The organism is Cronobacter muytjensii ATCC 51329, assembly GCF_001277195.1.
In the GTDB taxonomy this organism is placed as follows: domain Bacteria; phylum Pseudomonadota; class Gammaproteobacteria; order Enterobacterales; family Enterobacteriaceae; genus Cronobacter; species Cronobacter muytjensii.
Genome location: NZ_CP012268.1, coordinates 2,813,674 through 2,834,730, shown reverse-complemented (window position 1 = coordinate 2,834,730; position 21,057 = coordinate 2,813,674). Strand labels below are relative to the sequence as shown.

Annotated in this window: 20 protein-coding genes, 1 tRNA gene and 1 pseudogene; 9 read left to right on the top strand and 13 right to left on the bottom strand. The window is 59.1% G+C overall.

Annotated features, from left to right (window positions below; all coding sequences use genetic code 11):
• The first annotated feature begins 123 nt into the window (after window positions 1-123).
• Window positions 124-1,509: a cysteine--tRNA ligase gene (gene cysS, locus AFK63_RS13130; protein ID WP_038864238.1), complete on the top strand. Its 1,386-nt coding sequence runs from the start codon at window positions 124-126 to the stop codon at window positions 1,507-1,509.
• 145 nt (window positions 1,510-1,654) lie between these two features.
• Here the strand turns inward: cysS and malI are convergent, their stop codons facing one another.
• From malI to folD, 4 genes are all read right to left on the bottom strand, one after another.
• A complete protein-coding gene (gene malI, locus AFK63_RS13125; protein ID WP_038864237.1) occupies window positions 1,655-2,671 on the bottom strand; it encodes a Mal regulon transcriptional regulator MalI in 1,017 nt (338 codons plus the stop codon).
• A gap of 62 nt (window positions 2,672-2,733) precedes the next feature.
• Window positions 2,734-4,233: a PTS transporter subunit EIIC gene (locus AFK63_RS13120; protein ID WP_038864236.1), complete on the bottom strand. Its 1,500-nt coding sequence runs from the start codon at window positions 4,231-4,233 to the stop codon at window positions 2,734-2,736.
• A 277-nt stretch (window positions 4,234-4,510) separates the two neighbouring features.
• Window positions 4,511-4,723 (bottom strand): ribosome-associated protein YbcJ, encoded by a 213-nt coding sequence (ybcJ, locus tag AFK63_RS13115; protein WP_038864235.1) that lies wholly within the window; start codon window positions 4,721-4,723, stop codon window positions 4,511-4,513.
• Window position 4,724: 1 nt separating this feature from the next.
• Window positions 4,725-5,591, bottom strand: coding sequence for a bifunctional methylenetetrahydrofolate dehydrogenase/methenyltetrahydrofolate cyclohydrolase FolD (folD, locus tag AFK63_RS13110; protein WP_038864234.1), 867 nt, complete (start codon window positions 5,589-5,591; stop codon window positions 4,725-4,727).
• Between the two features lie 207 nt (window positions 5,592-5,798).
• On the opposite strand from folD, the gene AFK63_RS13105 reads away from it, so the two are divergent.
• Window positions 5,799-5,875 (top strand) — tRNA-Arg (locus tag AFK63_RS13105).
• A gap of 265 nt (window positions 5,876-6,140) precedes the next feature.
• On the opposite strand, the gene AFK63_RS13100 is transcribed toward AFK63_RS13105, so the two are convergent.
• Together AFK63_RS13100 and AFK63_RS13095 are read right to left on the bottom strand one after the other, a co-directional pair.
• A complete protein-coding gene (locus AFK63_RS13100; RefSeq protein WP_038864233.1) occupies window positions 6,141-6,623 on the bottom strand; it encodes a glutathione peroxidase in 483 nt (160 codons plus the stop codon).
• A 221-nt stretch (window positions 6,624-6,844) separates the two neighbouring features.
• Window positions 6,845-7,573 (bottom strand): SDR family NAD(P)-dependent oxidoreductase, encoded by a 729-nt coding sequence (locus AFK63_RS13095; RefSeq protein WP_038864231.1) that lies wholly within the window; start codon window positions 7,571-7,573, stop codon window positions 6,845-6,847.
• Window positions 7,574-7,671: 98 nt separating this feature from the next.
• On the opposite strand from AFK63_RS13095, the gene AFK63_RS13090 reads away from it, so the two are divergent.
• Both AFK63_RS13090 and AFK63_RS13085 read left to right on the top strand, forming a co-directional pair.
• A complete protein-coding gene (locus AFK63_RS13090) occupies window positions 7,672-8,055 on the top strand; it encodes a winged helix-turn-helix transcriptional regulator (RefSeq protein WP_038864230.1) in 384 nt (127 codons plus the stop codon).
• Window positions 8,056-8,115: 60 nt separating this feature from the next.
• Complete coding sequence (locus tag AFK63_RS13085) at window positions 8,116-8,595, top strand: RES family NAD+ phosphorylase (protein ID WP_038864229.1); 480 nt, start codon at window positions 8,116-8,118, stop codon at window positions 8,593-8,595.
• 51 nt (window positions 8,596-8,646) lie between these two features.
• On the opposite strand, the gene AFK63_RS13080 is transcribed toward AFK63_RS13085, so the two are convergent.
• From AFK63_RS13080 to AFK63_RS21665, 3 genes and pseudogenes are all read right to left on the bottom strand, one after another.
• Window positions 8,647-9,000 (bottom strand): DUF1304 domain-containing protein, encoded by a 354-nt coding sequence (locus AFK63_RS13080; protein WP_038864227.1) that lies wholly within the window; start codon window positions 8,998-9,000, stop codon window positions 8,647-8,649.
• A 69-nt stretch (window positions 9,001-9,069) separates the two neighbouring features.
• Complete coding sequence (locus AFK63_RS13075) at window positions 9,070-10,263, bottom strand: MFS transporter (protein ID WP_038864226.1); 1,194 nt, start codon at window positions 10,261-10,263, stop codon at window positions 9,070-9,072.
• Window positions 10,264-10,421: 158 nt separating this feature from the next.
• Window positions 10,422-10,582: pseudogene (locus tag AFK63_RS21665) on the bottom strand (hypothetical protein); the annotation flags it as partial.
• Window positions 10,583-10,709: 127 nt separating this feature from the next.
• Here AFK63_RS21665 and AFK63_RS13070 point away from each other — a divergent pair.
• Together AFK63_RS13070 and AFK63_RS13065 are read left to right on the top strand one after the other, a co-directional pair.
• Complete coding sequence (locus AFK63_RS13070; RefSeq protein ID WP_038864225.1) at window positions 10,710-11,015, top strand: ArsR/SmtB family transcription factor; 306 nt, start codon at window positions 10,710-10,712, stop codon at window positions 11,013-11,015.
• A gap of 1 nt (window position 11,016) precedes the next feature.
• A complete protein-coding gene (locus tag AFK63_RS13065) occupies window positions 11,017-11,550 on the top strand; it encodes a rhodanese family protein (RefSeq protein ID WP_038864223.1) in 534 nt (177 codons plus the stop codon).
• A gap of 613 nt (window positions 11,551-12,163) precedes the next feature.
• Here the strand turns inward: AFK63_RS13065 and AFK63_RS13060 are convergent.
• Both AFK63_RS13060 and AFK63_RS13055 read right to left on the bottom strand, forming a co-directional pair.
• The gene (locus AFK63_RS13060) at window positions 12,164-14,071 is read right to left on the bottom strand and encodes a methyl-accepting chemotaxis protein (protein ID WP_038864221.1); all 1,908 of its coding nucleotides are present in this window, start codon (window positions 14,069-14,071) and stop codon (window positions 12,164-12,166) included.
• A 259-nt stretch (window positions 14,072-14,330) separates the two neighbouring features.
• Window positions 14,331-15,446 (bottom strand): YbdK family carboxylate-amine ligase, encoded by a 1,116-nt coding sequence (locus tag AFK63_RS13055; RefSeq protein WP_038864220.1) that lies wholly within the window; start codon window positions 15,444-15,446, stop codon window positions 14,331-14,333.
• A 185-nt stretch (window positions 15,447-15,631) separates the two neighbouring features.
• Between AFK63_RS13055 and AFK63_RS13050 the strand changes: the two genes are divergently transcribed.
• The gene (locus AFK63_RS13050) at window positions 15,632-16,336 is read left to right on the top strand and encodes a GNAT family N-acetyltransferase (protein ID WP_038864219.1); all 705 of its coding nucleotides are present in this window, start codon (window positions 15,632-15,634) and stop codon (window positions 16,334-16,336) included.
• Here the strand turns inward: AFK63_RS13050 and entD are convergent.
• Window positions 16,333-16,992 carry an enterobactin synthase subunit EntD gene (gene entD / locus AFK63_RS13045; RefSeq protein ID WP_167341523.1) on the bottom strand — a complete coding sequence of 220 codons (660 nt, stop codon included), beginning with the start codon at window positions 16,990-16,992 and terminating at the stop codon, window positions 16,333-16,335. The two genes, AFK63_RS13050 and entD, sit on opposite strands and share 4 nt — an antisense overlap.
• Window positions 16,993-17,027: 35 nt before the next feature.
• Window positions 17,028-19,301, bottom strand: a complete 2,274-nt coding sequence (locus AFK63_RS13040; RefSeq protein ID WP_038864217.1) for a TonB-dependent siderophore receptor — start codon at window positions 19,299-19,301, stop codon at window positions 17,028-17,030.
• A gap of 281 nt (window positions 19,302-19,582) precedes the next feature.
• Here AFK63_RS13040 and fes point away from each other — a divergent pair, with 281 nt between their 5' ends.
• Together fes and AFK63_RS13030 are read left to right on the top strand one after the other, a co-directional pair.
• Window positions 19,583-20,812 carry an enterochelin esterase gene (gene fes, locus AFK63_RS13035; RefSeq protein ID WP_038864216.1) on the top strand — a complete coding sequence of 410 codons (1,230 nt, stop codon included), beginning with the start codon at window positions 19,583-19,585 and terminating at the stop codon, window positions 20,810-20,812.
• A 15-nt stretch (window positions 20,813-20,827) separates the two neighbouring features.
• Complete coding sequence (locus AFK63_RS13030; RefSeq protein ID WP_038864215.1) at window positions 20,828-21,049, top strand: MbtH family protein; 222 nt, start codon at window positions 20,828-20,830, stop codon at window positions 21,047-21,049.
• Window positions 21,050-21,057 lie beyond the last annotated feature (8 nt).

The window sequence follows — 21,057 nt, the reverse complement described above, 5'->3', positions numbered from 1 at the left end:
TAGGAGGCTGTTATAGCATAACTCACCGCTTGCTTCACCTTGCAAAGTGGGGTGCTTGCGCTTTCAATTATGGGTAATATAGGGGTTTTATCTGCTTACCACACACTGACACGGAAACTTCTGATGTTAAAAATCTTCAATACCATGAGTCGCCAGAAAGAGGAATTCAAGCCTATCCATGCCGGGGAAGTCGGCATGTACGTGTGTGGTATTACCGTTTACGACCTCTGTCACATCGGCCACGGGCGCACGTTTATCGCCTTTGACGTGGTCGCGCGTTACCTGCGTTTTCTCGGCTATAAGCTGAAATATGTGCGTAACATTACCGATATTGACGACAAAATCATTAAACGCGCAAACGAGAACGGTGAAGACTTCGTGGCGCTGGTAGACCGCATGGTCGCCGAAATGCACAACGATTTTGATGCGCTGAACATTCTGCGCCCGGATAGCGAGCCGCGCGCGACGCAGCACATTCCGGAGATTATTGAGATTGTGGAGCAGTTGATCGCCCGCGGTCATGCGTATGTCGCCGGCAACGGCGATGTCATGTTCGCCGTGGAGAGCGACGCCGATTACGGCAAGCTGTCGCGTCAGGATCTCGAGCAGCTTCAGGCGGGCGCGCGCGTCGAAGTGGCCGACAGCAAACGCAATCCGATGGATTTCGTGCTGTGGAAGATGTCCAAGCCGGGCGAGCCGAGCTGGCCGTCGCCGTGGGGCGATGGCCGTCCGGGCTGGCATATCGAATGCTCTGCGATGAACTGCAAACAGCTGGGCAGCCATTTCGATATTCACGGCGGCGGTTCTGATCTGATGTTCCCGCACCATGAAAACGAAATCGCCCAGTCGACCTGCGCGCATGACGGCGAATACGTTAACTACTGGATGCACTCGGGCATGGTGATGGTCGATCGCGAGAAGATGTCTAAATCGCTTGGCAACTTCTTTACCGTGCGCGATGTGTTGCAGCATTACGACGCGGAAACCGTGCGCTATTTCCTGATGTCGGGCCACTATCGCAGCCAGCTGAACTACAGCGAAGAGAACTTAAAGCAGGCGCGGGCCTCCCTTGAGCGTCTCTACACCGCGCTGCGCGGCACCGACAGCAGCGCGACAGCCGCGGGCGGCGAGGCGTTCGAAGCGCGCTTTATCGAGGCGATGAACGACGATTTCAATACGCCGGAAGCCTATTCAGTGCTGTTTGATATAGCGCGTGAAGTGAACCGCCTGAAAGCGGAAGACAGCCACGCGGCGAACCAGCTGGCGGCGCATCTGCGTAAGCTCGCGGCGGTGCTCGGGCTGCTGGAGCAGGCGCCAGAGCAGTTCCTGCAATCCGGCGCGCAGGCCAACGATGACGAAGTGGCGGAAATCGAAGCGCTGATCGTGAAACGTCTGGAGGCGCGTAAAGCGAAAGACTGGGCGGCGGCGGACGCGGCGCGCGATCGCTTAAACGAGATGGGCATCGTGCTGGAAGATGGCCCGCAGGGTACCACCTGGCGGCGTAAATAAGAAAAAGCGGCGAAAGCCGCTTTTTTTATGCGCGATGTTCAGGGAGGGGGGCAAGTGTGCTGCGCTTATCACCCCAGGTATGCATCCACACCAGGCTTGTTAGCAGGTAAACGTAGCGCACCCCTCCTCCGTCAGCGACGCACCATCACGCGGAGCCGCGCGCGATAAGCTGGCCTGAGAGCGTAATGCGCTGCGCGGCCAGGCCCGGCTCGTGAATAAGCCTAACAATAAGCCCCGCCGCCTGCCGGGCGGTCTCTTCGCTGGCGGACGAGACGTAGGTGAAAGACGGTGAGGTGAGATTCACATGCATCATGTCTTCAAAGCCAATCAGCGACACCTGCTGCGTCAGAAACACGTCTTTCCCCACGGTGCGGCCCACCTGATGGATCGCCTCCAGGCAGCCGATAATCGCATGCGGCGAGTGGCACAGCAGGGCGGTAATTTTATTATTCGCTTCAAGCAACTGGCGTACCGACTGGCTTACCGCGAGCGTCTCTTCAGCGCAGGCAGGCGCGAACTCATCGCGCCAGGCGAGGCCATATTGCGTGAGCGCGGCGCGGTAGCCGAGCAACCGCTCCTGACGAATCAGACACCCCGCCGTACCGCCAATATAGGCGATATTGCGGTGGCCCCGCTCTATCAGATAGCGCGTGGCGAGCCCGCCCGCCTGGCGGTTGTCGCGCACTACGCTGTTGAGCTTTTCCTCAACCGGCGATTGTGACACCACCACTACGGGCAATGTGCTTTGCGCGACCGGCGCAGGCAGCGTGCGGTGGTCGGAATCGGCGGTCAGGTAAACGACGCCCGCCACGCCCTGGCGGATAAACGAGACAAAACAGGCCGCCAGCCGCCCCGTTTCTCGGCCCGGCTGGGTGAGAAAGACCATATAGCCCTGCGCCTCCAGCGCCTGCACCAGGCTTGCCGTGACGCGGGTGGAGAACGGATCGTTGAGATCGTCCACCACCAGGCCTATCAGGTTGGAGGTTTTGCCGCGCAGGTTAGCGGCGGCGACGTTATGCACATAGCCCAGCGCCTTAATGGCGGCATGCACTTTTTCGATGGTCGCGGCGGAGATTTTTCCCTTCTGGCGCAACACCAGCGAGACGGTGGACACCGACACGCCCGCGTGACGCGCCACATCGATAATGCTGACCTTTTTCATCTGCCCTGATTTATCCTTTTATCGCCTGAGAACGCGGGCCTGGCGCCAGGCCCGCGCGGGCGTTATTTCCCCGTCATGCCTGACATGTTTTGCGCGATAAACTGCGCGCGCGCGCCGAATATCACCTGTATGCCGTTATCGCCCACAAACACCACGCCGCGCGCGCCAAGGGCGTTCAGCCCGTCTCTGTCAACCAGTTCCGGACGAGCGACCTCAAGACGCAGGCGGGTGATACAGGCGCCGACGCTGGTGATGTTCTCTTTGCCGCCCAGCAGGCCCATGATATTGCCCGCCAGCTCCGCATCAGTTTTATCATCCACATTCGCGGTGATTTCCACCCGGCCCGGCGTTTTCACGTCAAAACGGCGAATAACAAAGCGGAAGGTAAAGTAGTAAATGATCGCCATCGGAATACCGACAATCACCGCGTTCAGGAAGTGGGTCTGATAGCCATTAAAAGACGGCAGGATCCCGAACGAGATGTAATCGATAAGCCCGGCGGAGAACGATTTGGCGATATGCGCGTCCAGCAAATACATGCACATATACGAAAGCCCCGCCATGATGGCGTTAAATACATACAGCACCGGCGCGACAAAAATAAAGGTAAATTCCACCGGCTCCGTGATCCCCGTCAGAAAACAGGTCAACGCGGCGGAGAAAAGAATGCCGGAGGCGATTTTTTTATTTTTCGTGCTGGCTTCGTGATACATCGCAAGACACGCCGCCGGCAGCGCGAACAGCATCAGCGGGAACTCGCCCTGCATAAATTTACCGGCATTCTGGTAAGTATCGCTGCTGAAGCTTTTCACGCCTTCTTCCAGCATCTTGAACCAGATGGTCTGGTCGCCGTGGATAACCTGCCCGGTCTGGGTGGTGTAATCGCCAAACGAATACCAGAACGACGGATACCAGATATGATGCAGGCCGAGCGGGATGAGCGCGCGCTCCACCAGCCCGAAGATAAAGGTCGAGGCCGCCTGGTTATCCCCATTCACGATGACCGACAGCGCGTCAATGCCCGCCTGGATATGCTGCCAGACATAGGGCAACGCCAGTCCGAGCAGGAATGAGAGCAACGCCGCGGCAATCGCCACAAACCGTTTACCGGAGAAAAAGCCCAGGAATTCGGGCAGTTGCAGCGTGTGGAAACGGTTATAGCACCATGCGGCGAGAATGCCGGAAATCAGACCGCCGAACACGCCCATCTGAAGCGTCGGGATGCCGACCACCATCGCATATTTTCCGCCGCTCGCTGCCATCTCCGGCGTAATGCCAAGCTGCGTGCTGATGGTGATGTTGATAATAAACACCGAGACGGCGGCAGAGAGCGCCGCGATGCCCGACTCCGACGCCAGACCGACGGCGGAGCCGATGGCGAACAGCAGGGGCAGGTTATCAAAAATAACGCCGCCCGCGTTCATCATCAGCGGCAGATGGAATTTATCGCCGAACGCCAGCAGCAGACCGGCGGCGGGCAACAGCGAGATAGGCAACATTAGCGCGCGGCCTATCATGGACAATTTCGAAAGCGATTTAACGACACCTGTGATGAGACTCATACCGATCCCCCGATTGGAACAGCCGGGCTTTGGTGCCCTGTTTTATAGTAAGTAGAACGTTCTAGTAGAACGTTCTACTTATGCTGTGGGATCGGAGGCTAAACACGCAACATCTATTTAACGTTCCGTCAGAAGATTTGCTGATTATTTGAAGTCGGTTAGAAAACGCGGCGGATACGCAGCATGCGAAAAAACGGTAAAAGGGCAGGAGAGGGCGATAAGAAAAGCGTCTGAAGCAGGGAATAATACGCCCTCTGCGACGAGAGGGCGTGAGGCGTTACGCGGTGACGGTCACGCTCTGGCCATCGAAGCTGACGGTCTGGCCGGCGACGATTTTGCAGCGCTTGCGGGTTTCTACCGCGCCGTCCACGGTCACCAGCCCTTCGGAGATAAAGATTTTCGCCTGCGCGCCGCTCTCGCTCCAGCCTTCAAGCTTCAGCAGATCGCACAGTTCGACGTGAGGGTGTTTGCCTAAAGAAAATGTCGCCATGTTATGCGTCCTCGCTGTCGTGATATTCAACACACGCCTGTAGCGTGTTCTGGATGAGCGTGGCGACCGTCATCGGGCCGACGCCGCCCGGCACCGGGGTAATGTAACCGGCGCGCTCTGCGGCGTCGTCAAACACCACGTCGCCGACCACTTTGCCGTTTTCCAGACGGTTAATGCCAACGTCAATCACGATAGCGCCTTCTTTGATCCACTCGCCCGGAATAAAGCCTGGTTTGCCGACCGCGACGATCAGCAGATCGGCGTTTTCGACATGCTGACGCAGGTTTTTGGTGAAACGGTGGGTCACGGTGGTGGTACAGCCCGCCAGTAGCAGCTCCATGCTCATCGGACGGCCAACGATATTGGATGCGCCAATCACCACGGCATTCAGCCCGTAGGTGTCGATATTGTAGCGTTCAAGCAGCGTCACGATGCCGCGCGGCGTACAAGGGCGCAGACGCGGCGCGCGCTGGCACAGACGACCGACGTTGTACGGATGGAAACCGTCCACGTCTTTATCCGGCGCGATGCGCTCCAGCACTTTCACGTTATCGATGCCTGCCGGCAGCGGTAGCTGAACCAGAATACCGTCAATGGCGGCGTCGGCGTTCAGTTCATCAATCAGCGCCAGCAGTTCGGCTTCGCTGGTGGTGTCCGGCAGATCGTAAGAGCGGGAAACAAAACCCACTTCTTCACACGCCTTACGTTTGCTGCCGACATAAATTTGCGACGCCGGGTTCGCGCCGACCAGCACGACCGCGAGCCCGGGGGCGCGTTTTCCGGCCGCCACGCGCGCTTTTACTTTTTCGGCAACTTCAAGGCGCACCTGCTGCGCAATCGTTTTACCGTCAATAATCTTTGCTGCCATCAGAGAGAAGATTCCGTCTGTAATCAAAAGAAGAGGGGATGAGGATATTCTGTCAGAAGCGCGCCGTGCTGTCAGTTTTCGTTTGTGTCTTTCGCTCAATTGTCCAGCAGGCGGTTCGAAAGCCATTGACTCACCAGGTGCTGACCGTATAATTCCAGGCGTTTCACACCGCTGCCGCAGGCAAAAGGTGAAACGCCTCTCCACGAGGCGCCCTTAGCTCAGCTGGATAGAGCAACGGCCTTCTAAGCCGTGGGTCGCAGGTTCGAGTCCTGCAGGGCGCGCCATTATTTTTCAATAACTTACCCTTTGCTGTTTGCCTCCTGTTTTTCCATGTGGGACAGAGTTGGGGCATCAACGTCATAAATCGCCTCGACTGGCACCCCGCGCTTTATCCAGTGGCCACGCAGACTGCCTCTCACACGGTACGTTCTGTCAGTGCGTTTTGCGAAACCGACTAAGGGCGCGGTACGGAATAAGCCCGTTTGCTTATGCGCGCCGCAGAGCGCTGGCAAAATTTTCATTCGTCGTCGGCTCGAAGTCCGGGCGCACTCAGTTTCCCAGCGCCGCAAGAATGACGGTTTCCATTTTTTCGGGGGGCGTGAACGGCGCAAAACGTTTGAGTGGTTTGCCATCGCGTCCAATCAAAAACTTCGTGAAGTTCCACTTGATCCGGCCACCCAGCACGCCGGGCAATTCATCTTTCAGGTAACGAAACAGCGGGTGCGTAGCCGCGCCGTTGACCGCCACTTTCCCGAACATGGGGAAGCTCACACCGTAATTGATGTGACAGGTCTGTGCGATTTCATCGGCACCGCCGGGCTCCTGATTACCGAACTGGTTGCAGGGAAAACCAAGCACTATAAACCCCCGGGCGGCATACTTTTTATAAAGCGCCTCAAGGCCTGCGTATTGCGGCGTGAAGCCACAATGGCTGGCGGTATTCACCACCAGAATCACCTTGCCCGCGTAGTCGGCCATAGAGATAAGCTCGCCACGCAGGCTGGTGGCAGTCAGTTGATGAAAGGGGGTCATGACGGGATCCTCAAAACAAAATCAGTGTGACGTCGACATTGCCACTTCGCGCGTTGTAGCAGGGGGCACACGGGATGTGTCGGGCGAGATGCTCCTGCCCCCGATTGCTCAACATACCATGATTTTAGTGAAAGGACGCCGGTAGCGCAGGCGTCCTGAAATGTGATGACCGCGCATCCCCATTAGCCGGGGCAGGCGCGCCGTATCGCGGAAGAAGCCGTTTACGCCGTCATCCCGCCATCGATGATAAGCTCTGCGCCGCTCACGTACCTGCTTTCATCCGAGGCAAGAAACAGGGCGGCGGCGGCCACGTCGTCGGGGGTCCCTAAACGCCCGGCAGGGATACGCGCGTTCATCATTTGCCTGAAGTCGTCGCTGACCTTGTCAAACATCGGCGTATCCGTGGGCCCGGGGCTGAGTGTGTTCACTCTGATGCCGCGTGGTGCCAGCTCTGCGTTCCACGAGCGCGCATACGAGCGAACCGCGGCTTTGGTGGCGGAATAGGTGCCATAACCGGCATTCGCCATGTTGCCTGCAATCGAACCGAGCAACACGATAGCGCCGCCATCGCCCATATGGCGAACTGCGTGCTGCGCCGTTAATACCATCGCACGCACGTTCAGGCCGAAGGCGCGATCGATATGCTCCCCGGTGGTCTCTTCAAGGCTCGCAGGCTCAGAGAGACCTGACGAGTACACCAGAATATCAAGGCGTGCGGCTCTGGCCTGAAGCGTGTCGAAAAGGCGCGCCCGCTCGTCGGTTTTAGTGAGATCGCAGGGGATCGCTTCGATTCGACCACCGATGGCGGCAACCGCTTCGGCCAGCTGCGCTTCACGTCTACCGGTGATGAAAACATGGGCGCCTTCCTGCACAAAACGGCGCGCGATCGCAAGCCCGATACCGCTGTTGCCGCCTGTTACCAGGACGGTCTTTCCTTCAAGTTTCAACATGGCTACTCCAGAAAGAGGGTGGAAGCCAGATGATACATTTTGTATATTTAGGGTCAATTACGCACCTGATGTACATCAGATATATAAAAGGAAACCTCATGTCTACGGATATCGCTGCCCAACTGGCAGAAATCAACAGCACACGCCCTGTCCTGGAACAGGTGGCCAACAAATGGTCAATATTAATTCTGACCGTATTGTGCACCCAACCTGCGCGCTTTAACGCCATCAAGCGCAGGCTGGATCCCATCACGCACAAGGCCCTGACGGAAGCGCTGCGCCGGCTTGAGCGCAACGGTCTGGTCAGCCGCCGCGTGATTGCATCGTCACCCGTAGCGGTCGAATATGCGATTACGCCGCTGGGGCGGACCCTGCAGGAACCTTTTGTGGCGCTGGTGAGCTGGGCCAGGCAACATGGCGCCTCGATAGCGCAGGCGCAGGCGGCTTATGACGACAGGCTCGCTGCCGATGAGGCGGTGTAAGCGTCTTGTTTCCACAAGGGTCGGGCAACACGGCGGCTGAATAATGACTGCGGAGGCGTTATGGATATCACGCGTTTTTATACCTCTGTTAACGGCATTTTTTATCGGGCAATCGATCCTGCGTATCGGCACTTCGCCTTATCCGGCTCCAGGGCGCCGGGGCGATATTCAGGAGGCGATCAACCCACGCTCTACCTGAGTTCTTCGCCGGAAGGCGTCGGGGCCGCCATGCAGGCTCATCGCGATAACAGAGCGAGCCTTGAAATCATTAAAGTCAGCGTCGTGGCAGAGAAGATTTTTGACCTGCGCGATGCCGCGGCGATGCTGGCCGCAGGTATTGATCTTCACGACGCGATTGCGCCGTGGCAGGAGACCGTAAAAGAGGGCGGCATCCCCCGGTCATGGAAGGTTCGCCAGCGCCTGGAATCACTGGGAATGAAGGGGTTGATTGATCCCTCCCGCCAAGCGCCCGGCCTCTGGCATCTGGTGCTTTTTTCCTGGAATGATGACAGTCAGGCGCGGGTAAACATTATCGAATAGCGCATAAGCGCAGCATGGCTGAGTGGACGTGCCGCGCTAAGCATCACGCCGTCACAGCCCCATCCACAATGCGATTAAGGCGAGCAGCGCGGGCTGCGCCTGCACATAAAGAATTTTTCTGTTGGCGGTAAGCGCGCCAACGATGCCGGCAATCAGTACGCAAACCAGAAAGAAGAGTTTGAACTGAAAACCGTTATCGCCCAGCCAGAGTCCCCAGAACAAACCTGCCGCTAAAAAGCCGTTGTACAGCCCTTGATTGGCGGCAAGCACCCGGCTGTCGCGGGCAAAATCGGCACTCAGGTTAAACGCTTTGCGGCCCGTTTTCGTCTCCCATAAAAACATCTCAAGCACGAGAATATAGACGTGTATGACGGCGACAAGCGCGATAAGAACGGTAGCTGCCATGAGCACCCCTCATAAAGAAAAAAGCAACATCAACAGTATATATCGCGCAGCCGCACTGCGCGGAAGGCGTCAAGCCGTCGCAGGTACCCGCGCGCCCGCGCGCCACCAGACGATTAACGCCGCCAGCGCAACCACCCCGAGGGTCGCGAATGCTACGCGCCATGACGACTGCGCGACGATGCTTCCGGCGAGCGCCGGGCTGAACGCCGCCCCCGCGCCCTGCATCAGCATAATCACGCTCTGCCCGGCATTGATATGCCCGGAGCCGCGCAGCGCGTTAACGATATATCCCGGCACCGCCACGCCTAAGATCCCGGCGGCGACGCCATCCAGAATTTGCACCGGGATGACAGATAACGGCCCGGCAAAGCTCGCTGCCAGCGCGGCGCGTACCGGCAGCACGATGAGCGCAATCAGAATCAGCCTGCGATAGCCATATCTTTGCGCCTGCGCCGGGGTCAGGAGCGCGACCGGGATCATCACGCATTGCGCAATCACCACGGTCGCCGCCGCGTAAAGACCTGGGCTCCAGAGGTTGCTGCCGGTGGACGCCACGCGCATGCTCAGCATCGGCAGCAGCGCGGCGTTAGCGAGGTGAAACAGCAGCAGCGTGATACCCGTCGTCAGCAGCACCGGGTTGCGCATCAGCACCGACAGCCGTGGCACCGCGTGCGCTTTGTCATGTGTTTCAATGCCGCGCGCCACATCGTGATCGATATCCTGCTCGCGGATAGCCAACACGCTAAGCGCGGTGAAAACCGCCATACTGGTCATCAGAATAAAGACCGCACCGATGCCCCACAGCCACATCGCGCTGCCCGCCAGCACCGCCGCCACCATATTGCCGCCGTGGTTGAACGCCTCGTTGCGGCCCATCTGTCGCGTGAAGCCGCTCTGGCCGGTCAGGCCCAGCGTAATCCCCGCCACCAGCGGGCCAATCAGGGCGGCAACCAGACCGGAAACCATCTGCGACACCATCGCAATGCTGTAACGGGTGCTGTACCAGAGCAGCAATGTCGCCAGCGTCACCAGCGCGCAGCAGACCAGCAGCAGCAGGCGTTTCTGGCGCGTGGCGTCGATGATAATTCCGGCCGGTACCGTCGCCAGCAGCGCCGCGATGCCGCCTGCGGTCATCACAAAGCCGATATCATCCGGTCGCCAGTGCTGCTCTGTGAGAAAAATGCCGAGAAAAGGACCCAGCCCGTCGCGGACATCCGCCAGAAAAAAGCTCATCAGGCAGAGCGCCTGTAGCGAACGCAACATTCTTATCATTCTCCCTGCAAAATGTGGTGACGCGAAACGACGTTATCGAGTTGTTATAAAAGAATGATGGCGGCAATAAAAAAAGTCACCCAGGGGAAAAGTAACCAAATGAAACGGGCAAGGCGGCGAGAGGCAACGCGCCCGCGAAGGGCGGCGCTTCAGCGTGCTGACGGGAAAGCGTGTTTCAGGCAGGGGAATTGCTCAAACCGGGCGAACGGTATTTTACCCGCGGCGTTATCGTACTGGTCGACATGAGGGGCACCCGGACGATCACTCGCGCTTTGGCGCGGCTGCCGACCGCTTTACAGGCGTCTTCAGCCAAATCCACTTCCTGATAAATCAGCCGGGCGCTCACAGCGTCGGTGTTGATATCCGTGGAGACGCGCTTGCACGTCGCCTGATATTTTAGTATTTTCTAAATTTAGAAAACGCTAAACTATTCTTAAATGACCGAACGGGATCTGTTACAACGGCAGGCGAATGACGCGGCTGCACTACTGAAAACGCTGAGTCATCCTCAGCGCTTATTGATTTTGTGTATGCTCATCGACAAGCCCGGCACCGAAGCCGGTGAGCTGTGCAGGATGAGCGGGCTCAGCGCGTCCGCGACCTCACAGCATCTGGCCCGTATGAAAGCCGAAGGGCTTATCGAAGGCGTCCGGCAGGCCCGGTTTATCCGCTACCACATTAAAAATGAGGCGGTCGTCGCCGTGGTGCACACGCTGAAAAATATCTATTGTCCGGGAGCATAATATGTCGTCTGTGTTTATCACCCCTGCCGAGGCGAAGGCGCTTATTGAGCGCGATGCCATCCTGATGGATATCAGAGGCCATGATGAATGGCGGCGCGAGCATATTTCCGGCGCCCGTATGGTGTCGCCTGAAAACAGTCAGCCTGACGATTTTAGCGACACGGCGCTGCGCGAGACCGATACCGTCATTTTTCACTGCCAGAGCGGAATGCGTACGGAAAAATTTAAAGACCGGCTTGTCGCTGCGGTATATCCGGCCAGAGCGCTAATCATGCAGGGCGGTATTAATGCCTGGAAAGCCGCCGGTTATCCCGTCATCACCGATCGCCGTCAGCCATTACCGCTGATGCGGCAGGTGCAGATCGTCGCTGGCGCGCTGGCGCTGTGCGGTACGCTTGCGGGCGCCACGCTTGCGGCGGGGTTTTATATTATTCCCGGCATTGTCGGGGCCGGGCTGCTGTTTGCCGGCGTGACCGGCTGGTGCGGTATGGCGAAATTACTGGCGGCGATGCCGTGGAATAAACGCGCCGCATAGCCGCTGGTGCGCGTAATGGGCAAATAATGAAAAAGTGAGCGCGCGCCACTTTCTGTCGTGCGGCAACGTGAGAATGATTGCGCCAGCGCCGGTAATGCGCGCCGTGAGGATACCGAAACCCAAAAACAACGCTGACGGTATGATAAATACAGGAAAAGAGGCGCAATGCCTCTTTGTTTTTTAATGTGTATAAACGTTGGGGAAGAAAGGGTGCCAAATCCTTTTGGCGGGTATTAAAGCGTTATGCTGTGATTAAATCGCTATGCCAAATAAAAGAAACAGACACGCGATAAACGCCACATACAGCGAAATAATAAAATATTTCGCGCCAAAACTATATTCCATTGTCACTCCCGGCGTGCTTCAGAGGCTGTGTAAAGTCTTTATCGTTGATTGCGAAGCGTTATAATCAATATGGCCCTCAAGGCGAGGTGCTCCGACGGTGCAGCGTAAAATAAAAAAATAAAAAAGCCGCTTTTAAAAGGCGGCTTAACCCTGTTTCCAGGTGGCGCGCATGGTAGGGGATTACCGGCAGCTTATCAAGCAATGGCCGGTCATTCCCCCTGAAAACCACTATATTTTGTAGCGATACGAATAAAGCGGCGTTATTTCATTAGGCCACAATAAACCGGTTAACCAGCAGCGACATCGCCTCCGACTGGTTATCAAGCGTCTGGCTGGCGGTCGCAGCCTCGGACACCAGCGAGGCGTTCTGCTGCGTCACCTGCTCTAACTGGTTCAGCGCCTCGTGCACCTGCGACACGCCGAGCGACTGCTCAGCGGCGGCGCGGGCGATATCGCTGATAAACGTCCGCATCCGGGCGGTATTCGCCACGGCGGCGTCCAGCGCGTGACCCGAGGCGTCCACATGCTCCACGCCTTCGCCGATTTTCGCCATGTTATTGGCGACCAGCTCACGGATAAGCCCCGCCTCGCGGGCGCAGCGCTGCGACAGCGTGCGCACTTCGGACGCGACCACAGCAAAGCCGCGACCCAGTTCGCCCGCCCGCGCCGCTTCCACGGCGGCGTTAAGCGCCAGCAGGTTGGTCTGGAAAGAGATATCGTCAATGGAGCCGACAATGCGCGAGATCTGTTCGCTGGAAGACTGAATATCCGCCATGCTCTGGCGGGCCGCATGCGCCACGGTGCTTGCGCTCTGCATCTCTTCTTCCATCAGGCGCGTCAGACGCTCGGCCTCGTGGGCGTTGTCGGCGGTCTGGGTAATGACGGTCGTTATCTGCTCCATGCTGGCGGCGGTTTCCACCAGCGAGGCCGCCTGTTCATCGGTGCGCTGCGCAAGATCCTGGTTGCCCGCCGCGATCCCGGCGCTGGCGTGGCGCAGCACCACGGCGCCGGATTTTATCTGCGCGACGATCTGCTGGATATCCTCAATGGCGCGGTTATAGGCGCGGTTGAGCGCGGAGAGTTCATCGCTGCCCGGCACGTCCAGACGGCGGGTTAAGTCGCCCTGCATCCCGTCAATAGTGGTTAACGTGGCGTGCAACTGACGATGAATACTGCGCGCGACCATCACGGCGAAACTCATCGCCACGATAAGCGCCAGCAGGGTGATAGCGAGAAAACGCTGCCATCCGGCGCGGGCGTCGCGCGCAAGTTCGCCCGCGGTGGTCAGAAGCTGCGCGGAGGCGGCGTTCTCCAGCGTGCGCAGGGTATCGATGCGCTGCGTCTGGGCCTCGAACCAGCTTCCCGGCGAGACGCCGAATCCGCCGCTTGCGGCTTTATCGAACGCGGTCTGGCGCAGCGCCAGCGCATGGGTGGCTGACGGCAGGGCGAGCGTCTCATCAATGCGTTTCACGCCGTTCGCATCGGAAAGCTGACGCGAGGCGGCAAGCCAGGCCTGCTGTTTGCCCACCACTTCGCTCAGGCGCGCCAGCTGGCCATCGCTGAAGCGGTCGGCGAAGAAAATCCCGGAGAGCAGCGCGCGCTCGACGCCCGCCTGTTCTTTCATGCTGAGCAGGCTGTAGTAAACCACCATCTCATTCACAATGACGCCCGCATGGCTCAGGTGCGTGCTGCGGCCCACCAGCTCCAGCACGGTGCTGATGGTTTCAGTGTAAAACGCCACGCCCTGCGGGGCGGGAATCGACAGGGCGGTTATCTGCTGGCGCGTCTCATCCAGCATCGAGACGCGTTGCTGGAAGGCGCGGATTGCCTCGCCGACGCTGCCTTTCAAACTGGCTTCATCGGTGCTGTTCATGGCGGCATTAAACGCTTTCAGCGCGTCGTCGGTATGGCTGCGCTGCGCCGTGAGCTCGCCGTTAAACTGCGCGCCTTTGCTGCCGAGATAACCGGCGCTCAGTCCGCGCTCTTTTTGCAGTTCATGCACCACATCGCCAGCGCTTTTCGCAAGGCGCGTCACTTCTTCGACATTTCGCATCTGCCGTTCAGTATCGATGCGCGCCAGCATTCCGGCACCCGCCAGCCAGAGCAGCGCCAGTAATAAAGGCAAAAGCGCGATGGCTAATTTCGTTTTCATAGAGATACGATATATCCATGACATAAGCGTCATTCCTGTGTTGCGATAAAAACAGATATATTTTTTATCGGTAACATAAATCAGGAGCTTTAATGGCTGACGCCGCGCTTAAGGTAATAAAATAACTAAAAAGAGTTATTCTGATGATCCAGAATATAAAAGAGTGAATTATTTTTTCAGATACCGTTTAAAACCGGCAATGCATCGCCGGTTTTTCAGGGCAGGCGGCGCCTTCTTTCTGATAAATACCGCTAATCAGAAGGGCGCCTGTCACGGGACGTGCTCAGGCAGCCCAGATCTCGCCGTGCAGGCGCACCAGTTCGGAGAGCGAGCCGCCGTCAGCGGTAAACTCGCGGACGCGATGCACGTCGCTGTCGTTGTTTTTCACGTAGCGGTGAATCGCCTCCAGCGCGCTGCTGGCGTTCAGCGGACGGGCGTAGCGCTCCAGTTTATCGAGCAGGCGCAGAATATCCTCGCCGAGGGTGCGCTGCTCGCCGGTACATACATCCGTCAGCGTACCGTCGAGACCATAGCGGCAGGCCTGGAAACGGTTGAACCGGTAAATCAGGTAATCCTCAGCTTTATGTTTATACGGCCGCTCTTCTAACAGCCAGTGTGAAAGCGCCTGAATAAAGCCGGCGATATTAATGGCGCGCTCCAGCGTCAGCGGCGTATCCATGACGCGCACTTCCACCGTGCCAAAGCCGGGGCTTGGGCGAATATCCCAGTGGAGATCTTTAATCGACTGCACCACGTGGGTGCCTTCAAGCCGCGCATACATCTTCTCAAATTGCGTCCAGTCGGCGGCAAACGGCGCCGGGCCGTTGTCCGGGAACGCCGAGAAAATATTAAGCCGCGAGGAGGCGAAGCCGGTGTCCGAACCCTGCATATAGGGCGACGACGCCGAGAGCGCCACAAAATGCGGCACAAAACGCGAGAGTCCATGCAGCAGGTAAATCGCCTCTTCGCCGGTGCGGCAGCCGACATGCACATGCTGGCCAAACACGGTCGCCTGTTTAATCAGGTAACCGAACAGCTCCAGCGTGCGGGCGTAGCGCTCGCTGGCGCAAACTTCCTGGCGCTGCCATTTCTGGAACGGGTGCGTGCCGCCGCCGCTGATGACCAAATGGTGTTGCTGGGCGCAGGCCAGAATTTCACGCTGCATCGCGGCGAACTCCGCCGCGACCTGGTTGATATCGCGACAGACGCCCGTCGCTATCTCCAGCATGCTCTCGGTGATGTCATGTTTGACCTCACCTGCGGTGATGCGGCTTTCCAGCGCGCTAATCAGCGTTGACGAATCCTGGCTTAAGTTATAGCCAGGCGGGCTGACGACCTGGAGCTCCAGCTCAACGCCCAGGGTGTAGGGCTCGGAAGCAGCGAAAGGTTTAAGCGGCATTGGAGGCTCTCTTATCCGTAATGGGTTCTGCTCCAAGTATAGTCACGTGACATCATTCAGTTGCGCATCGGCGGCTCGGATAACACTGAGTTCGTACATGCGTTTTCCCCCATAAATCAATGGCTATCTTCTGCGCAGAAGGGCTGATATAACTTTTTATTAACAACACACCGGGAGGAGAAAACGTGGCTTATTACAATCATTACGGCCAGCAGGTAGACGCGCCGCTGCCAGACTGGCAGGGCGCCCGCATGCCGGAGCGCGTGACGCTTGAGGGCCGCTACTGCACGCTGGCGCCGCTCAACGCAGACGCCTATGCCGCGCAACTTTTCGCGGCATATCAGGAGGCCCCCGACGATCGCGACTGGACATGGCTTGCCAGCGATCGCCCCGACAGCGTCGCCCGGTGTCACGACTGGATAATGCAAAAAGTCATGGATCCGTCGCTGGTGCCGTTTGCCGTCATCGATAATGCACGCGGCGAGGCGGTGGGGCTGGTCTGCTTTATGCGCATCGATAAAACCAACGGCGTGGTGGAAATCGGCCACGTCACCTGGTCGCCGCGCATGAAAAATCGCGTGACCGGCACCGAGGCGCTCTGGCTTCTGATGCGTGACGCCTTTGCGCGCGGCTTTCGTCGCGTGGAGTGGAAATGCGACTCCATGAACACCGCCTCGCGCCGCGCCGCCGAACGGCTCGGCTTTACATATGAAGGGCGTCTGCGCCAGATGATGGTGCGTAAGGGCCGCAACCGCGATTCCGAGTGGTTTTCGCTGCTGGACGGCGAATGGCCGCAGGCGGATGCCGCGCTCCGCACCTGGCTTTCAGCGGAGAATTTCACCGCCGATGGCGTGCAGAAGCAGCCGTTAAGCCACTTTCGCAAGCTTTAAGCGACGCGCAGGAGCGTCAGGATCTGCTGCGCGTCCTGCTGCCAGTGCAGGGTAAAACACTGCCCTTGCGAGAAGGGGCCGAGCGCACAGGCAAGGCGCAGCGTCAGCCGGCTTTCCTCCAGCGCGACGACGCGCGCGCACGCAAAGCCAAACCAGTGGCCCACGTGCGGGAACAGCGCTTTAAAGAGGCTCTCTTTGGCGGAAAAGACCAGCGTCAGGGCGCTGGCGAAGGGCAGGGGCGTACGTTCAAGCAGCGTGCGCTCCTGCGCGTCGATAATCCCCGACGCCAGTTCCTCCGCCGTTGGGGACGCCATCACGGTTTCCACATCAAGCCCGATGCTGCCAGGCGTGGCGATAACCGTCGCCCAGGCGCGGTTACCCGTGTGCGTGATGCTGCCGGTAAAACCGGCGGGCCAGCGCGGCTCGCGGTGCGCGCCGATGCCGGGAACGCCCGGCTTTGCGCCGGCGTCCCGTAGCGCCGCCACGGCGGCCATGCGGCCCGCCAGATGTTCCGCCTGACGCCGCACAACGGCGCTTTTAAGCGAGGCGTGGTGCGGCAGCCAGAGAAGATCGGCAGGCTGTAAAGTCTGCGGGGAGAAATCGACGCGCCAGACAGCGTGTCCGGCCACGTTAAAGGGGGTGAGGGTCGTCTGCATAAAAAACGGGCGGGAGTCGCCTCCCGCCGTGGTCATCAGAAGTGGGTGTTGATGCCCATGAACCAGGTGCGTCCCGATTCGTTATAGGTTTCCGCTCCGGCGCCATACATCCAGGCGTTGGTTTTGGCGTTACCGGTGGTCTGGGCGTTACCGGCGCGCCAGTGACGCTTGTCGAAGACGTTATCGACGCCCGCGGTCAGGCTGACGTTTTTGGTCACATCCCAGGTGCCGCTCAGGCCGACGATGCTGTAAGGACTCACTTCGTTGGTGCCGCTGTCGCTTACGCGCTCGCCCTTGTAGTTATACATCTTCGGTTTCTGACGACCATACCAGGTCAGGGTGCTTTGCAGCGACAGATCGTCGCGCACCTGCCAGCTCAGCGTCGAGTTCAGCGTAAACTCCGGGATGATAGACAGGCGATCGCCGGTGGTTTTGTTCTTACTCTGCAACATCCAGGTCAGGTTGTTGCTCCACTGTACGGTATCGGTCACCGGCAGGTTCAGCGTGCCTTCCAGCCCTTCAACCACGGCTTTCGGCACGTTCTCCCACTGGTAGAGATCGGTTTTGCCGCTGATAGCCGTGACGCGCGAATAGCCCGCTTCGATTTTGTCGTGATAATCGTTACGGAACCACGTCAGGCCCGCCTGATAGCCATCCTGTTTGTACTCCAGGCCAATCTCTTTATTGACGCTGGTTTCGGCTTTGAGATCGTCGTTACCCATCAGGTAGCAGCCGATATTGGTGGCGCTGGCGTAGCAGCCCTGGCCGCGGCTGTAGAGGATGTAGTTGTCGTTGGTCTGATACAGGCTCGGCGCTTTATAGGCGCGGGCGATGCCCATTTTCAGCGTCAGCGTGTCGGTCAGCGCCTGGGTGAGGTTCAGCGCCGGGCTCCAGCTGTTGCCAACGATAGTATGGTGATCGAAACGCAGCGACGGGGTCAGCGTGGTGCTGTCGGTCAGTTGCATGTTGTCTTCTGCGAACAGCGAGAAGATCTCCGCTTTAGCGTACGGGCTGCGGCCCGTTGTCTCGACGCCCGGAATCTCGCCACCGCTGGTGGAGCCGGTCAGCGCCTGCGCGGTGGAAGTGCCGTCTTTCAGGCGCTGCTGATTCCACTCGGTGCCGACGGTCAGGTTCTGGTTCACCAGCCAGTCGAACGGAATGCTCACTTCGCTGTGCAGCAGCACGTCGCTCAGGTTGATATCCGAGAACTTCTCGCTGTTGAATAACCCTTCCAGACCGCCCGTGAGACCTTCGCCCAGGCGCGAGTTGCGGGTGTGCTCATACTGGGCGTAAGTGTTGGTGGTGACGCCGTTATCCCAGCCGCCGGTCCAGGTGACGGCGTAGTTCTGGCGATAAAGGCGGTTGGTTTCCTTGCCGTAGTATTTCTTCACCAGACCACTGGAGTTGTTGTCGTTGTTGGTGTTTTGGGTGTCGCCCGCGTAGAGGTTGCCCTGGCGGCTGTAGCCCGCTTCGAACTCCAGCGCCTGCATCGGCGCGAATTCCCAGCGAACCTGGCCGTTGATGTCTTTATTCACCACCCCTTCGCGCCCGGCGGGCAGGGTATCGGCGTAGCTGCCGGTGCGCAGCGATTCGTGCCCGGCGTTAATGTCCTGCGCGTCCGCCTGGGTTTTCGCCAGATTGCCGTAGAGGCGGAAGCTGACGCTGTCGCCAAGCGGCCCGGTCAGGCTGAAGTTAGTGCGTTTGGTGGCGCCTTCGGCTTTATGTTCCGGTACGTCGAAATAGCTGTCCCATGCGCCGTGCCATTCGTTGCTGCTGCGTTTGGTGATGATGTTCACCACGCCGCCCGCCGCGCCGTTGCCGTAGCGCGCGGCGGCAGGGCCGCGCAGCACTTCGATGCGTTCTATCATTTCCGGCGGTACCCAGGCGGTATCGCCGCGGCTGTCGCGCTCGCCGCGCCAGCCCTGACGCACCGAGTTGCGGCTGCTCACCGGCTTGCCGTCAATCAGGATAAGCGTATTTTCCGGGCCCATGCCGCGGATATCGATCTGGCGGTTATTGCCGCGCTGGCCGCTGGTGGAGTTACCGGTCAGGTTGACGCCTGGCATGGTGCGGATGATTTCCGACACGTCGCGCGCGGGCGGGTTTTTGCGAATTTCGTCAGCGGTGATGGTGGAAACGCCAGGCGCCTGAAGGTTTTGCTGTGCGGCGGTAACCACAATTGTGTCGTCGTTTTCCGTTGCTTTGCCATCCACGGCGGCGGTGCTGTCCTGTGCCCAGGCGGGCAGCGCAACGCCATAAATCCCCATGTTTATCAGCATCGCCAGGGAGAGAGGGAGCTTTTTATTCATTTTGTATCCTGCTGTTTTCCGCAGCGGCCCGGAAGTCCTTCCCCAACGGGGCAGGGCGCGGCATGGAATTGCCAGGCTCGCCTTACGCAACAGACCGCTCATCCCGGAGCGGCAATGCGCAGAGGCCTGGTCGGGTTAATGTTTTAAGGGTGAAAGACGCGCTTCCCACAGCGCGCCAATACGCTATTGCAAATGCAAATAATTATCAATAATATTATCGACAAATTATCACGAGTTCCTTAAATTCATGATATTTATTAAAATTAACAAGGGGTTGGACGGTGGCGGTGCACGCAACGGGAAGTGAGGCCTGGTGGCAGGCAAAGCAGGCACAGGGCGTGCCGGAAATTTCCGGCGCGCAGCAGGGTAAATGCAGCGTCACCTTCTGGTGGCGCGATCCGGCGGGAGATGAAACCACCTCCGACGTGCAGCGTGTCTGGATCTACATCACCGGCATCACCGATCACCACAAACCCTCCGCGCCACAGTCGCTGACGCGCCTGCCTGGCACCGACGCCTGGTTCTGGCGCACAGCGCTGAGCGAGCACTGGCGCGGCAGCTACTGTTTTATCCCCTCGACGCGCCCGGATGATTTCGCCCCTGAAGCCTTCAGCGATACGCCCGCGCGCCATGCGCTGCGCGAAGGCTGGCGCAAATTACTGCCGCAGGCCCTGTCTGACCCGCTCAATCCGCACCACTGGCGCGGCGGTCGCGGCCATCCGGTCAGCGCGCTGCATCTGCCCGGCGCGCCCGCGCAGCCGGGCTGGGAGGAAGGCGAGGTGGCGTATACGCCCGCCGAAGAATTTCTCTGGCGCAGCGACCGGCTCGGCAATCAGCGCCGCGTCTGGCTTTTCACCACCGGCGGCAATGACGCCCCCGAGGCGCGCCCGCTCGCTATTCTGCTCGACGGCCAGTTCTGGGCGCATAGCCAGCCGGTCTGGCCTGCGCTTCAGCGGCTGACCGATCGCGGCGTGCTGCCGCCTGCCGTTTATCTGCTGGTGGATGTGATTGATACGGCGCACCGAAGCGAGGAGTTGCCCTGTAACGCCGTTTTCTGGGAGGCGCTGTGGGAGGAATTGCTGCCGCTGGCGCGAACCAAAACCGCATGGCGCGACGCCCCGCAGACCACCGTCGTCGCCGGACAGAGCTTCGGCGGCTTGTCGGCGCTCTACGCCGGGCTGCACTGGCCGCAACGTTTCGGCTGCGTGTTAAGCCAGTCCGGCTCGTTCTGGTGGCCGAAACGCGACGCGAACGGCGACGGCTGGCTGGTGGAAGCCCTGGCCGCAGGCCGCCTCGACCCACGTCCGCTGCGCATTTTTCTTGAGGCGGGCCTTTATGAACCGCTCATTTTGCAGGCCAATCAGCGCCTGGTTTCCTTACTGCAACAGACACAGCAGCCGCTTTTCTGGCGTCAGGTTGACGGCGGACACGATGCGCTTTGCTGGCGCGGCGGGCTCACCGAAGGGCTGGCCGCGCTGTGGGGCAGCCCTCACGCCCCGGCGCGTTTTTAAAGACAGGAGTGAAGTATGGAATTCAGCAACCCCTTCGATAACCCGCAGGGCCGCTTCTGGCTGCTCGAAAACGACCAGCAGCAGTTAAGCCTCTGGCCGCAGGCGTGCGCGCTGCCGCCGGGCTGGCGCGTGGTGGCGCCGCCGCAAAGCCAGCAGGCGTGCGAGGCGTGGCTCGCACCACATGGCGCGGCGCTTCAGCCGACCCGTTTCGCGCATTCCGACGACAAGCGAGGTTAACGTGAAGG